Annotated in this window: 13 protein-coding genes; 10 read left to right on the forward strand and 3 right to left on the reverse strand. The window is 32.8% G+C overall.

Going from position 1 to position 15,016, the window contains the following annotated elements; genetic code table 11:
• Window positions 1–7: 7 nt before the first annotated feature.
• The 4 genes from G4D72_RS06255 (at window position 8) to G4D72_RS06270 (ending at window position 3,482) form a co-directional block, all read left to right on the forward strand.
• The gene (locus tag G4D72_RS06255) at window positions 8–598 is read left to right on the forward strand and encodes a HupE/UreJ family protein (protein WP_166076799.1); all 591 of its coding nucleotides are present in this window, start codon (window positions 8–10) and stop codon (window positions 596–598) included.
• A 70-nt stretch (window positions 599–668) separates the two neighbouring features.
• Window positions 669–1,100 carry a deoxycytidylate deaminase gene (locus G4D72_RS06260; protein WP_166076800.1) on the forward strand — a complete coding sequence of 144 codons (432 nt, stop codon included), beginning with the start codon at window positions 669–671 and terminating at the stop codon, window positions 1,098–1,100.
• Window positions 1,093–2,682, forward strand: coding sequence for a S41 family peptidase (locus tag G4D72_RS06265; RefSeq protein WP_166076801.1), 1,590 nt, complete (start codon window positions 1,093–1,095; stop codon window positions 2,680–2,682). The genes G4D72_RS06260 and G4D72_RS06265 overlap by 8 nt, the downstream gene beginning before the upstream one ends.
• An 86-nt stretch (window positions 2,683–2,768) precedes the next feature.
• A complete protein-coding gene (locus G4D72_RS06270) occupies window positions 2,769–3,482 on the forward strand; it encodes a transthyretin-like family protein (RefSeq protein ID WP_166076802.1) in 714 nt (237 codons plus the stop codon).
• 12 nt (window positions 3,483–3,494) lie between these two features.
• Here G4D72_RS06270 and G4D72_RS06275 read toward each other — a convergent pair whose 3' ends face one another.
• From G4D72_RS06275 to G4D72_RS06285, 3 genes are all read right to left on the reverse strand, one after another.
• Window positions 3,495–4,103 carry an FAD-dependent oxidoreductase gene (locus G4D72_RS06275; protein ID WP_166076803.1) on the reverse strand — a complete coding sequence of 203 codons (609 nt, stop codon included), beginning with the start codon at window positions 4,101–4,103 and terminating at the stop codon, window positions 3,495–3,497.
• Between the two features lie 98 nt (window positions 4,104–4,201).
• Window positions 4,202–4,396, reverse strand: a complete 195-nt coding sequence (locus G4D72_RS06280) for a hypothetical protein (RefSeq protein ID WP_166076804.1) — start codon at window positions 4,394–4,396, stop codon at window positions 4,202–4,204.
• A gap of 69 nt (window positions 4,397–4,465) precedes the next feature.
• Window positions 4,466–5,041 carry a MarC family protein gene (locus G4D72_RS06285; protein ID WP_317165231.1) on the reverse strand — a complete coding sequence of 192 codons (576 nt, stop codon included), beginning with the start codon at window positions 5,039–5,041 and terminating at the stop codon, window positions 4,466–4,468.
• Window positions 5,042–5,214: 173 nt separating this feature from the next.
• Between G4D72_RS06285 and G4D72_RS06290 the strand changes: the two genes are divergently transcribed.
• From G4D72_RS06290 to G4D72_RS06315, 6 genes are all read left to right on the forward strand, one after another.
• The gene (locus G4D72_RS06290; protein ID WP_166076805.1) at window positions 5,215–5,781 is read left to right on the forward strand and encodes a DUF3109 family protein; all 567 of its coding nucleotides are present in this window, start codon (window positions 5,215–5,217) and stop codon (window positions 5,779–5,781) included.
• A gap of 258 nt (window positions 5,782–6,039) precedes the next feature.
• Window positions 6,040–7,017 carry a ribonucleotide-diphosphate reductase subunit beta gene (locus tag G4D72_RS06295; RefSeq protein ID WP_166076806.1) on the forward strand — a complete coding sequence of 326 codons (978 nt, stop codon included), beginning with the start codon at window positions 6,040–6,042 and terminating at the stop codon, window positions 7,015–7,017.
• Between the two features lie 258 nt (window positions 7,018–7,275).
• Window positions 7,276–9,705 (forward strand): ribonucleoside-diphosphate reductase subunit alpha, encoded by a 2,430-nt coding sequence (locus G4D72_RS06300; protein ID WP_166076807.1) that lies wholly within the window; start codon window positions 7,276–7,278, stop codon window positions 9,703–9,705.
• Window positions 9,706–9,787: 82 nt separating this feature from the next.
• Window positions 9,788–10,009 (forward strand): hypothetical protein, encoded by a 222-nt coding sequence (locus tag G4D72_RS06305; RefSeq protein ID WP_166076808.1) that lies wholly within the window; start codon window positions 9,788–9,790, stop codon window positions 10,007–10,009.
• A 222-nt stretch (window positions 10,010–10,231) separates the two neighbouring features.
• Window positions 10,232–11,575, forward strand: coding sequence for a deoxyguanosinetriphosphate triphosphohydrolase (locus tag G4D72_RS06310; protein ID WP_166077048.1), 1,344 nt, complete (start codon window positions 10,232–10,234; stop codon window positions 11,573–11,575).
• 86 nt (window positions 11,576–11,661) lie between these two features.
• Entirely contained in the window at window positions 11,662–15,000 is a 3,339-nt protein-coding gene (locus G4D72_RS06315; protein ID WP_166076809.1) for a T9SS type A sorting domain-containing protein, read from the forward strand.
• The last annotated feature ends 16 nt before the right edge of the window (window positions 15,001–15,016 follow it).

Consider the following 15,016-nt stretch of genomic DNA (forward strand, 5'->3'; position numbering starts at 1 on the left):
TACTGTTATGCAAGAATTTTTAATATATTTCAATATGGGATTAAAGCACGTTTTAGACATGGGTGCTTATGACCATATTTTGTTTCTAATCGCCCTAATGATTCCGTATGCTTTTAAAGATTGGCAGCGTGTTTTGTTATTAGTTTCTTTGTTTACGATCGGACATACTTTGGCCTTATTTTTATCCGTATTCGGAATTGTAAAAATTCAGGTGAATGTGGTAGAGTTTTTAATTCCAATAACTATTTTAATTACCGCTTTTTTTCATTTGTTCACTGCAGGAAAATCAGGTAAAAAAGAAAGTATCACTTTTGTAGCATTAGTCACCGTTTTTTTTGGATTGATTCACGGTTTAGGTTTTTCGAATTATTTCAATACAATTATGGTAGGAAGCAATTCCGATAAATTATTTCCTTTATTAGAGTTCGCATTAGGAATTGAAGCGGCTCAAATAGTAGTTGTAATTATTGTTTTAATACTTGCATATATTGTCCAAACGGTGTTCAGGTTTTCAAAAAGAGATTGGGCTTTAGTCTTGTCAGCATTTATTATTGGCGTAGTTTTGCCTATGATCATGCAAAGCGAAATTTTTAAATAAAAGTTAATTCACAAAGATTCACAAAACAAAAAAACTTAGTGACTTAGTGTTTTCGTGGCAAAAATTTAACATGAAAGAAAAGAAAAAATTAAAATACGACCAAGCCTATTTGCGCATCGCAACCGAATGGGGTAAATTGTCTTACTGTAAAAGAAAACAAGTTGGCGCAATTATTGTTAGAGATAGAATGATTATTTCTGACGGTTATAACGGAACGCCAAGTGGTTTTGAAAATTGCTGTGAAGACGAAGAAAATTTAACAAAATGGTATGTGCTTCATGCAGAAGCCAATGCCATTTTAAAAGTAGCGCGTTCCACGCAATCCTGTGAAGGTGCCACGTTATATATAACCCTTTCACCGTGCAAAGAATGTAGTAAATTAATCCATCAATCTGGGATAAAAAGAGTGGTGTATTTAGAGGAATATAAAGATACTTCTGGTGTCGATTTTTTAAGAAAAGCTGGCGTTGAAGTCGAACACATACAAAATTTAAATGAGTAAACATCAAAACAAATATTATGTTTTTATTCCTGTAATTATCGCCATGTCTTTTGCAGGTGGTTTGCTTTTGGGTAATAAAATGGAAGTTTTGAAAAATGCTCAAATCGGCACAAAAACGGAAGGGAAATTAAAACTAAATAAGTTAATTGATTTTATAGATAACGAATATGTAGATAAAGTAAATTCCGATTCTATTGTAGATTTAACCGTTACCGGAATTTTAGAAAACCTCGATCCGCATTCTACTTATATTCCCAAAGAACAATTGGCTTCTGTTGCTGAAAGTATGGAAGGAAATTTTGTGGGAATAGGTGTTAATTTCTACATGTATAAAGATACCTTAACGGTGATAAAACCCATTCCAAACGGGCCGTCAGCCAAAGCAGGTATTCGAGCTGGTGACAGAATTTTATTCGCAAATAACAAACAACTTTTCAAGAAAAAATATCAATCTGAAACATTATTTCCTATTCTAAAAGGTGAAGTTGGTAGTCCTATTCAACTAACTGTATACAGAAAATCTGAAAAGAAGAAGTTTAAAGTGACAGTTACAAGAGATGTAATTCCTGTGAAAAGTATTGATGTAGCCACAAAAATTAATGAAAAAACAGGCTATATCAAAGTCAACCGTTTTGCAGAAACTACCTATGATGAGTTTCATAAAGCTTTAGTCTCTTTAAATAAACAAGGAATAAAAGAGTTAATTGTTGATTTACGAGAAAATGGAGGTGGTTATTTAGAAATGGCGGTGGCAATGGCAGACGAGTTTTTAAAAGACAATCAACTTATCGTTAAAACCAAAAATAAAAAAGGAACGGAAGATTTATCGTACGCCACCGAAAAAGGCGTTTTTGAATCTGGAAGATTGTATGTTTTAATTGACGAAAATAGCGCTTCTGCAAGTGAAATTTTTGCGGGTGCTATTCAGGATAATGATAGAGGTACCATTGTTGGTCGTCGATCATTTGGAAAAGGTTTGGTACAAAGAGAAATGAAAATGAACGACGGTTCAGCTGTCCGATTAACCATTGCAAGATATTACACGCCTTCAGGAAGAAGCATACAAAAACCCTATGAAGACAAAGGAGAAAAATATTTTAACGAATTCGAGAAACGTTTCTTAAGCGGAGAATTATATGAAGCAGACAGCATAAAAGTGGCAGATAGTTTAAAATTTAAAACTAAAAAAGGAAGAATTGTATATGGCGGAGGCGGAATTATTCCTGATGTTTTTGTACCCATTGAAAAGAATCACAACCAAGAAGGCTTAGAACTACTGCTTCAATCGGATATTATGAGCTATTATGCTTTTGAAAAGTTAGATAAAAACAGGTCTTTTTTTAGTAAAATGAATGCTTTGGATCTTAAAAAAGAAGTATTTAAAAATGATAAATATTTCAACCAATTTAAAGAATACGTAACCGCTAACGGATTGCTTTTTAATTTATCTAAACAAAAAGAACAAATATTAACTTACTTATATGCCGAATTTTTAAAGCAATTATTTAATGATACGCTTTATTATCAAACCATACTTCCAAAAGATAAAATGATTCAAAAGGTTTTAGAAAAACAGAAGTAATTTAAGAAAATATTGACATACTTTGTATTTAGCTTAACTATAAGCTGTTAATATTCTTTTAATTTTGACCTACTTAATCTATAGGTATGAAAATTAAAATTACAGGTTTTTTATTCTTTTACTGTTTCTTTCAAACTTGTTTTTCACAGAACATAAAAGGTAAAGTTGTCTCTAATGGTTTACCTGTTCAAGAGGTTGAGGTAATAAATATATCGAGTAAAGACGTTGTAAAAACAAATACAGAAGGAGCTTTTGAAATTAAAGCCACAACTTCAAATTGGATTACTTTTTATCACAAAGAATATGATATTGTTAAGGTATATGTAGATTCGTTATTTGATTTCAACAAAAGTTTAGAAATTGAATTTTTTCAAAAATCTACTACAATTGAAGAAGTTATTGTCGAAAAACAACAACCCTTTTTAAAAGGATTAAAAACTGGAATGCCTTTAATTCCAAATAACAAACCTAGTGTTGCTTTTAATGATGGCTCTATTCCAAATGGAATGAATTTTATGGCGATAGGTAAATTGATTGTAGGATTGTTTAAAAGCAAAGACACAACTCCTTATAAACCTAAAGAACCTGTTCAGTTTAGAACTTTTACTGCTCAAAGTTATACGAATGACTTTTTAATTTCTAGTTTGAAAATCAAACCAGAAGAAATAGAAGAATTTTTAAATTTTTGTAGTTTCGATCCCAATTCAAAAGAAGCAGTTGAAAATTCAGATAAAATGACTTTGCTGCAATTTCTAATCACAAAATCTGAGGAATACAAAAAAATCTATCAAAAAGAATAATTTTGTCGCCGTCTATACTTTCACTGAATCATGCACTTGAACAGGTTGTCCGTTGTTCCATAAAGTTAAAATATCAGTAGCTGCACTTGCACCACTTCCAGCAGCGATTACGAGCTGACTTCTGTGTCCGGCTAAAGTTCCGATTGCGTAAATACCTGTTGTAACTAAATGGTCGTTATTTTCTAATTGAATCCTGTTTTTCTCTGGAGCTGCTTTTTTATGTGGAATAATATAGTTTTCTAAACCTTCTATAGTAAACGGATTTCCAGCTCCAATACCAATGATTACTATTTTGGATTGATAAACGTTCATATTGGTTTGAATGGTAAAATTTCCTGATTCTCCAGAAATTTTTAATACTTTTTCACCTTCAATTTGAGTAATATGTGGATAGATTGCAGCTAAGTGTGTTAAACTTTCGTTTAATAAATCGCTACCTAATTTTCCTGGTGCAATGCCATAAGCGTTATTAAATAGTGCGTTTTGTAACGACGAACTTTTCTGATGCGCAACAATACCAATTTTTTTATCCGTCATAAAAGATTTCTCTTTAGCAGAACCAAAAATTAAGGCTGCAGAAACTCCCGAAACACCACCGCCAATTATTAAAACGTCGAACATATAAGATGAAATAAAAATCTTAAATTTATATTTTTAATTTAATTCTGATTAATCATGCAATAAAGCGTTTCTTCGACTGCACAATTACACAAAAAGTATTATTTCGTTTGATCTACAAGTTTTTTAGAAACCATAAAAAGTGTTACAATTAATATGGCACAAAATGAAGCTATAATTCCAATTAAAGCAATAGTGCTTTCTCCTTCAAAAGGTTTTTCTAAGCTAACTTTTGTGGCATTAAATACAATCGTAAACAACGATAATGCATAAACAACGTAGGTAAATATTTTCATTTTTTATTCAATTAATTTTTGTCAATTTTTGCTAATAATAGTTTAACTGACAACGATTTGTATTTTAATTTATATAAACAATCCTTTAATGTTGGCGGCAAATAATTTTATAGAAATGGCTAATAAAATGACACCAAAAACTTTTCTAATAATCCCTAAACCATTAATTCCTAATAATTTTTCAATTTTTCCAGACGATTTCAACACACCATATACTAAAATAACATTTATCAAAATGGCTATTATGATGTTTACTTTGTCGTAGGCAGCACGCAATGATAATAAGGTCGTCATAGTACCAGCGCCTGCAATTAATGGAAAGGCAATCGGAACTATTGAGGCTGTAGTTGGATTGTCTTCTTTATATAAGCGAACGCCTAAAATCATTTCTAAAGCCAAAAAAAACAAAACAAAAGAACCGGCAACTGCAAAAGATTTAGCATCAATTCCAATTAATTTCAAAATTTCTTCGCCCACAAACAAAAAAACAATCATTATAATTGCCGAAACAATAGTTGCCTTTTCTGATTGAATGTGTCCAATTTTACTACGTAAATCGACAATTATAGGAATACTTCCCAAAATATCAATTACGGCAAATAAAATCATTGATATCGTAAAAACTTCTTTCCAGTCGATTGCCACAAGCTTAAGTGTAAATTATTTTGCAAATATAGTCATATTGTTCAAAATGTATTTGAATTTAACGATTCATTAGGTTTATTAAAATTGAAATTTTAACATTTTTGGGTAATGCTACTTTTCTCAATTGAAAATTGACACTTTTAATCGTATCTTTGCGCCTTAAATTTTAGAACATGTTTCAACTTCAAAAAACCATAGTTTCTGAAGAAATTTTAGAAAAAGATTTCGTTTGTAATTTATCAGCTTGTAAAGGCGCTTGTTGTGTAGATGGTGATGCTGGCGCGCCCTTAACAAAAGAAGAAACACAAATATTAGCCGATATTTATCCGAAAGTAAAACCGTTTCTTAGAAAAGAAGGTATTGCTGCAATTGAAGCACAAGGTACTCACGTAATTGGCGAGGATGGTGAATTAGAAACTACATTAATCGACGGAAAAGATTGTGCATACGTTATTTTTGATGGTCAAACAGCACTTTGCGGAATTGAACAAGCTTATAATCAAGGTTTGGTAGATTGGAAAAAACCAGTTTCTTGTCATTTGTATCCCGTAAGAGTGAAAGATTACTCTGATTTTTCAGCGGTAAATTATCATAAATGGCACATTTGTTCTGAAGCTTGTACTTTAGGGGCAGAATTACAAGTTCCAGTTTATAAATTTGTAAAAGAAGCTTTGGTGAGAAAATTTGGAAAAGCATGGTATGAAGAATTAGAAAAAGTAGCCGAAGATTTGAAAAAATAGAGCTTAAAAAAACAGTATTAAAAATCGTCTTAACAAGTGTAAAATCTGCACGTTAAGGCGATTTTTTATTTTGTTTAACGCAAAGTTAATTTATTGTAATTCAGAATGTTATAAAATAATTTTGTAATTTCGTAAATGGTTTAAATTGTTAAAAACTTCATTCAATTGTGAATAAGTTTGACTTTCATTTTCTAAAAATATTACTGACTTTTGTAAGGCAGAAAAATTTAAAAAATACAACTAAAAAATCAAGAATATATGTCAACCGTAGAACCGATTTTACAAGAAAACAAAAACAGATTCGTAATTTTTCCTATCAAGCACCATGATATTTGGGAATGGTATAAAAAAATGGAAGCCAGTTTTTGGACTGCTGAAGAAATTGATTTGTCTCAAGATTTAAACGATTGGAATAATAAATTGTCTCCTGATGAAAAATATTTCATCAAACATATTTTAGCTTTTTTTGCTGCTTCTGATGGTATCGTAAATGAGAATTTAGCAGAAAACTTTGTAAATGAAGTACAATATGCTGAAGCGAAGTTTTTCTACGGTTTCCAAATCATGATGGAAAACATTCACTCCGAAACGTATTCTCTTTTAATTGATACTTACGTGAAAGATGAAGCCGAAAAATCAGAGCTTTTTAACGCTTTAGAAGTTTTTCCTGCGATTAAGAAAAAAGCAGATTGGGCTTTAAGATGGATTGAATCTGATTCTTTTGCAGAACGTTTAATTGCTTTTGCTGCTGTTGAAGGAATTTTCTTTTCAGGTGCTTTCTGTTCTATTTATTGGTTGAAAAAACGTGGTTTAATGCCAGGTTTAACATTTTCTAATGAATTGATTTCTCGTGATGAAGGCGTTCATTGTGATTTTGCAGTACACTTACACAATCACCACTTAATTAATAAAGTGCCGAAAGACCGTATCCGAACAATTATTGTAGATGCCTTAAATATCGAAAGAGAATTTATTACTGAAAGTTTACCAGTTTCATTAATTGGAATGAATGCGGGGTTAATGACACAATATTTAGAGTTCGTTGCAGACAGATTATTAGTAGAATTAGGTTGCGATAGAGAATACAACACCGCAAATCCATTTGATTTTATGGATATGATTTCTTTACAAGGAAAAACCAATTTCTTCGAGAAAAAGGTAGCCGAATACCAAAAAGCTGGCGTAATGAATACCGATATTGAAGCTCAAAAAATTAGTTTTGACGCTGATTTTTAATTTATCGCCACAAAGTGACAAAGAAAATACAAACTGGGTCTAAGTTTTAAAATCAGACTAGAAATTGCCTCAAAAACATAAAAAAACTTCGCGTCTTAGTGTCTTTGAGGCAAAAATTAATACAGAATTTCCCCAAATCGAGTATTACTTTTCCAAAAAAAGTCTGTAATTATAGACTAGCCTAAATTTCTGGCCAAAATAATTAATACAAATAACCCGAAGCAGCAAAGGGATTTGCTGTTTCACAAAACAAAAACTATGTACGTAATAAAAAGAGATGGCCATAAAGAGCCTGTAAGTTTTGACAAAATCACAGACCGAATTAAAAAACTGTGTTATGGTTTAAACGATTTAGTAGATGCTGTAAAAGTAGCCATGAGAGTTATTGAAGGTTTGTACGATGGTGTAACCACTTCAGAATTAGATAACTTGGCAGCAGAAACAGCAGCTTCAATGACCATTGCTCACCCAGATTACGCACAACTTGCCGCTCGTATTGCGATTTCGAATTTACATAAAAACACTACTAAATCTTTCTCGGAAACGATGAACGAAATGTATCATTATGTGAATCCAAGAACGAATCAAGCTGCGCCACTTCTTTCAGAGGAAGTACACAAAGTAATTCAAGAAAATGCAGAATATTTAAATTCTCACATCATATATAATAGAGATTTTAACTACGATTATTTCGGATTTAAAACTTTAGAGCGCTCGTATTTATTAAAAATTAATGGTAAAATCGTAGAACGTCCACAACACATGCTAATGCGTGTTTCTGTTGGAATTCACTTAAATGATTTACCAGCTGTGTTAGAAACGTACGACTTAATGTCGAAAAAGTATTTCACACACGCTACGCCAACTTTATTTAACGCGGGAACACCAAAACCTCAAATGTCCTCTTGTTTCCTTTTAGCAATGCAAGACGATAGTATCGATGGAATTTACGACACGTTAAAACAAACAGCAAAAATCTCACAATCAGCAGGAGGAATTGGTTTATCAATCCACAATGTTCGCGCAACGGGTTCTTATATTCGTGGTACAAACGGAACGTCTAATGGAATTGTTCCTATGTTACGTGTGTTCAACGATACGGCACGTTACGTAGATCAAGGTGGAGGAAAACGTAAAGGAAGTTTTGCCATTTACATCGAACCATGGCATGCAGATATTTTCGATTTCTTAGATTTGAAAAAGAACACAGGTAAAGAAGAAATGCGTGCGCGTGATTTGTTTTTCGCGATGTGGACGTCGGATTTATTCATGAAACGTGTACAAGAAGATGGTTTATGGACGTTAATGTGTCCAAATGAATGTCCTGGTTTATACGATGTGTATGGGGAAGAATTCGAAGCCTTATATACTTCATACGAAGCCGCTGGAAAAGGTAGAAAAACCATCAAAGCTCATGAATTGTGGGAAAAAATTCTAGAATCGCAAATCGAAACTGGAACGCCATACATGTTGTATAAAGATGCAGCTAACAGAAAATCAAATCAGAAAAATTTAGGTACGATTCGTTCTTCGAATTTATGTACGGAGATTATGGAATATACTTCGAAAGATGAAATTGCAGTTTGTAACTTAGCGTCTCTTTCGTTACCCATGTTCGTGGAGAACGGTGCCTTCAACCACGAGTTGTTTTATACGGTTACCAAACGAGTAACTAAAAACTTAAATAAAGTTATTGATAGAAATTATTATCCTGTAATTGAGGGAGAAAATTCTAACAAACGTCACCGTCCAATCGGATTAGGAGTGCAAGGTTTAGCAGATGCTTTCATCATGCTAAGAATGCCTTTCACCAGTGACGAAGCGAAAAAATTAAACCAAGAAATCTTCGAAACCATGTACTTTGCAGCTGTAACGGCTTCAATGGAAATGGCTAAAGAAGAAGGACCGTATTCCACTTTTAAAGGTTCGCCAATTTCTCAAGGGGAATTCCAATATAACCTTTGGGGTTTACAAGATTCAGATTTATCAGGTCGTTGGGATTGGGCGAATTTAAGAAAAGAAGTAATGGAATTTGGAGTGCGTAACTCGTTATTAGTAGCGCCAATGCCAACGGCTTCTACGTCTCAAATTTTAGGAAACAACGAAGCGTTTGAACCGTATACTTCAAACATTTATACCCGTCGAGTTTTATCTGGTGAATTCATCGTGGTAAATAAACATTTATTAGAAGATTTGGTGAAATTGGGACTTTGGACAGAAGACTTAAAACAAGAATTAATGCGTGAAAACGGATCGGTTCAAAACTTAAACATTCCACAAGATTTAAAAGAATTATACAAAACGGTTTGGGAAATGTCGATGAAAGATATTATCGATATGTCTCGTCACCGTGGGTATTTCGTAGACCAATCGCAGTCGTTAAACTTGTTCATGCAAAATGCCAATTATGCCAAATTAACATCGATGCATTTCTACGCTTGGCAATCAGGTTTAAAAACAGGAATGTATTATTTACGTACTAAAGCGGCTGTTGATGCGATTAAATTCACGTTAAACAACGACAAAAAAACAGAACCAATTCAGAACATTCAGCCTAAAGAACAATTAGAAGTCGTACAAGCCGTAGAGCCGGTTGCTACTTCTGCTATGTCTGCTGCAGAATACAGAGCGATGATTGAATTAGCTAAAAATGCTGGTCCAGACGATTGTGAAATGTGTGGATCTTAATTCTAATATGATATCATAAATTATACAAAACAGCCATTATTTTTAGTGGCTGTTTTTTTATACCTTTGTAAAAAATAAAATCATGGCAAAAGAAAAAGGAGTTTATACTGGAATTATAGAGCAAGATGCCGACGGAAATTTTTTCTGCGGACCTTATATGTTAGATTATAAATTAGTCGTTTCGAAATTTAAATTAGGCGACGAAGTGAATATTAAAACCATTATTGAAAATCCAAGTGATAAAAGTTACGATAAGTATCCTAAGAAATCCAATTTGTTTTTCTTATCTAACTTAAAAGAGTAAATTTTAAAGCCTTCTTTTTGAAGGTTTTTTTTTTGGATTTAATTTAGCCACCAATTCACGAATTTATTTTTAGATTGTTTTATTCCGAAGATATAATTCGTATACTTATCAAAATTGTCGATTTTAAATAGTGCAATTCAATTTTTAATTCGAGAATTCGTGGCAAAATAGTTCCAAATTTCTATCTTCGTATTTCAAATATTTAACTTCATACTTCCAATGATGCACTGGGAACAACTTTTGTCTTTAAAACGACAAGGCGATACAAGTAAACGATTACGAAAAGAACAAGACGATACCCGTTTAGGTTTTGAAGTAGATTATGATAGAATTATTTTTTCTTCAGAATTTCGTTTGCTTCAAGATAAAACACAAGTGATTCCGCTTTCAAAAACTGATTTTGTACACACGCGTTTAACACACAGTTTAGAAGTTTCAGTTGTAGGACGTTCCATCGGAAGGTTAGTTGGGAAAAAAATTTTAGAAAAATATCCGCATTTACAAGAAATTCACGGCTATCAACTAAACGATTTTGGTGCGATTGTAGCTGCTGCTTGTTTGTCACACGATATTGGAAATCCGCCTTTCGGACATTCAGGAGAAAAAGCCATTGGAGAATATTTTTCATCTGGAAGCGGACAAAAATACAAATCGGAAGTGTCTGAAAAAGAATGGCAAGACCTTATCGATTTTGAAGGAAATGCGAATGGATTTTCTATTTTAACTTCTAGTAGAGAAGGCGTAGAAGGTGCGTTACGTTTGTCTTACGCGACTTTAGGCACGTTTATGAAATATCCAAAAGAAAGCTTGCCTAAAAAACCAACCTCAAATATTTGCGATAAAAAATACGGATTCTTTCAACAAGATAAAAAATTCTTTCAAGAAGTGGCTACCGAATTGGGATTGATTTCGAATAAAACGAATCCAGATGTGGGTTATTTTCGTCATCCTTTAGCTTTTTTAGTAGAAGCTGCCGACGATATTTGTTATACGATTATCGATTTTGAAGATGGAATAAAACTCGGATTAATCAATGAAGATTTCGCCTTAGAATATTTGATTAAATTGGTGCAAAAATCTATAGATTCCAAAAAATACAATGAACTAAAAACGAAAGAAGATCGCATCAGTTATTTACGTGCACTAGCCATTGGCAGTTTAATTAATGATGCCGTTTCGATTTTTATGGAAAACGAATCAGACATTTTAAAAGGTGATTTTTCAGTTTCTTTAATGGATAAAAGTCAGTATAAAGCTCAAATTTCAGACATTATAGCTATTAGTGTGAAAAACATTTACCAATCTAAAGAAGTCATAGAAAAAGAAATTATTGGCTATAAAGTGATTCATACTTTATTAGATGTTTTTATTACAGCTTATATTAATACTTCAGAAAATAAGGCTACCAATCATGATAAATTAATTATGGATATTTTACCAGAAAAGTATAAAAGTAACAAGGAAACTATGTATGAAAAGTTATTAAATATATGTCAGTTTATTTCTTTACTTACCGACGGAAAAGCGATTGAAATATATAAAATCATTAATGCTACAAAAATATAATTGCACAAAATGAAAAGAAATGCTAATTTCTTTGCTTTTTTTTTATAAAATATTAATTTTGAGGAATTAACAAAAACCTCAAAATCATGAAAAAACTTACGCTACTTACCTTAAGCATGCTATCATTAGTTTTTACAAGTTGTAAAGATGAAGTTAGTACAGCTAAGAGCAACAAAGTTAAAATAGTTAATACAACACCGGTTGATTCTCCCAAAGAAGTAAATTATCAGAAAAATCAAGTTACTGAAAAGGTTACGACTAAAAAAATGGCGGTTGCCACTAAATCAGTAGCGGTTGCTCAAAATGAAAATAGTAAATTTGACTTAATCAGACAAAAACATGAAGTGTTTTTGAAAAATAGTCCATTTAAAAAAACGATTCATTTATCGAAATCAGAAAGAAAAGCATTAGGTATTACTCCAAATAAATATTACGAAAGTGAGTGGGAGTTAACTATGGATCCGACTATTGGTAGACCTACTCCCGAAAAATTAGCCATAATAAAAAACAGACTTCAAAAAGAAACAGCAGATATACTTGCTTCTGGAAGAGTTCCAGGTGACGCTTCAGATAATAATTGGATTGAAAGAGGGCCAACTAATGTTGGTGGACGAGTAAGAGCTGTTATGTTTGACCCGAATGATGCTACATCTGAAACGGTTTTTGCTGGTGGTGTAAGTGGTGGTTTATGGAAAAATACAAATATCTCTAACTCAGGATCTGTTTGGACAAGAGTAAATATACCAGATAATTTAGCCGTATCATGCATAACCTATGATCCAAATAATACCACAACTTTTTATGTAGGAACAGGTGAATCTTATGTTGGTGGCGATGTTAATGGGGATGGAGTTTGGAAATCTGTTGACTCAGGAGCTACATGGTCAAGAGTGTTTGGTGGAATTAGTGGTGCTTCAGTTTTTCAATCAAGTTCTAATATTACAGTAAATTCTCCTGTTGGAATTGCAGGAAATTATGTTTCTGTTGAAACTACTGCTTTTGGACCATCTATTTCTAGTCCGATTACATCAAATGTCGTATTAGTAAATGACGGAGCTTCTTCACCAACAAGTTTGGGTTGTTCTCCTTTAACAAATGGTGCGGCTGTAAGTGGAAAAATTGCCCTAATTCGAAGAGGTGTTTGTAATTTTATCCAAAAAATTCAAAACGCACAAAATGCTGGTGCAATAGCAGTTATTATGATAAATAATGTTCCAGGAGTGCCATTGCCAATGGGTGGAACAGATTCCGCTGGAGCCATTTCAATACCTTCTGTAATGATTTCTAAAACAGATGGAGATCTTATAGAAGCTGCATTACTTTCCAATCAAGTAAATGTTACATTAACACCCTCAAATGGAGGTGTTACAGGTTTAATTGTTCCCGGAAAACAACATATCAATGATATTAAAATTAGAAATAATGCAGGTGTTTCTGAAATTTTTGTAGCTGCAGGAGATGCTTTCTATGCGGCTGCAAATTCAACCACTTTTCTTGGTGGTCCTGAATATGGATTATACAAATCTGTAAATGGTGGATCAAGTTGGACGGAAGTAAATTTACCTTTAACTCCAAATAACCGCAAACATTGTCCTAATGATATAGCTATTGCGGCTGATAACGAAGTTTGGGTTTCTACAACCAATAGTGTGCTATATGGCGATGGTGGTGGAATGGTTTTCGCCTCACTTGATGGTGTAAATTTTAGCGAAAAACATACTATTTCAGGGGGCGATAGAACACAAATTGCAGTTTCAAGAACTACTCCTAATAAAGCTTATATTTTGGCAGAATTATCTTCTGGAGGAGTTATTTTGACAAGAACTTTAGATGATTTTACAACTACTACTAATCTAGCATTACCAGATGATGCTGACCCAGGAATTACTCCTGCCGATTTTACAAGAGGACAAGCTTTTTACGATTTAATGCTTGAGGTAGATCCTAACAACGATCAAGTAGTATATACAGGTGGTATCGATTTATTTAAATCTACGAATGGTGGTATTAGTTGGAATCAGTTTTCGCATTGGTATGGTGGTTTTGGTTTTCAAGAAGTACACGCAGACCAACACGCATTAGCTTTTGCAAATGGTTCTTCTACTAAAATGGTTTTTGGTAACGATGGTGGAGTATATTTCTCTGGAAACTCAGGAACAACTACTACTTCTAGAAATACGGGATTAAATATTACTCAGTTTTATACTGTTGCAGTTGCGCCAACAACAAACGGTATGACAGGTGAAAATTTCCTAGCTGGTGCACAAGATAACGGATCTCAAATGTTTTTAAATGCTTCGGCTGGTACAAGTGGAAGTACTGAAGTACAGGGTGGTGATGGTGCTCATGTTTTTTTCGATCAGAATACTGTTGGTACCGATAGATACAGAATTACTAACTATGTATACAATCAAAGCATAAATTTATTTAATTATGCAACAAATACTACAAGAACAATTAATTCTGAAAGCACCAATTTTGGAGCCTTTATTTGTCCAATGGCTTTAGATTCTTCATTAGATATTTTATATGCTGATTATTCAGATACAGCCGCAGCAACTCCTGTGTACAGAATTAGAAGATATAGCAATTTAAAATCGGGAACAGTTGCTAAAGTGAATTTAACTAATGCGCTTTTAACAGCTTCTCCAACGGCCTTAACTGTTTCTAAATACACTACAGCTTCAACAACTTTATTAGTTGGTACCAGAAATGGAAGATTACTAAGAATTACAAATGCTAATGGAACAGCTGCTTGGACAGATATAACAGGTGCTGAATTTGTAGGTAGTATTTCAGATGTTGAATACGGCGCTTCAGAAAATGAAATTTTCGTTACTATGCATAATTATAATGTGGTAAGTATATGGTATTCCTCTAATGCTGGTGTTTCTTGGGTGAATAAAGAAGGTAATTTGCCAGATATGCCAGTGAAATGTATTTTAAAAAATCCATTACTTGCAAACGAGGTTATTGTTGGAACAGAATTAGGTGTTTGGTATACAAATACATTTAACAATTCTTCCCCAGTTTGGAATCAAGCCTATAACGGAATGCGTAATGTAAAAGTTACAGATTTAGATTTGAAAAATGATAATAAGGTTTTTGCGGCAACTTACGGTAGAGGAATTTTTTCAGGAACGTTTACCAACACTGTTTTAAATGCTCCAACTTTTGAAAATAACAAAAACGTGACTTTCTATCCAAATCCCGTTAAAGATGTAATGCAAATTTCTATTAAAGATTTTTCAGGAGAAGTAGTTGTTACCATTACCGATACCAACGGAAAAACGATTTATAATACGAAAATAGAAAATAATACTACTTCAAATTCAATTACTCTAGACGGGTTGTCTTCTGGAATTTATATACTAAATCTTAAAGGCGAAAGTTTAAATTATTCTTCTAAATTCATAAAGAATTAATTTTTTATTTCATCAT

It is taken from the genome of Flavobacterium difficile, assembly GCF_011392115.1.
In the GTDB taxonomy this organism is placed as follows: domain Bacteria; phylum Bacteroidota; class Bacteroidia; order Flavobacteriales; family Flavobacteriaceae; genus Flavobacterium; species Flavobacterium difficile.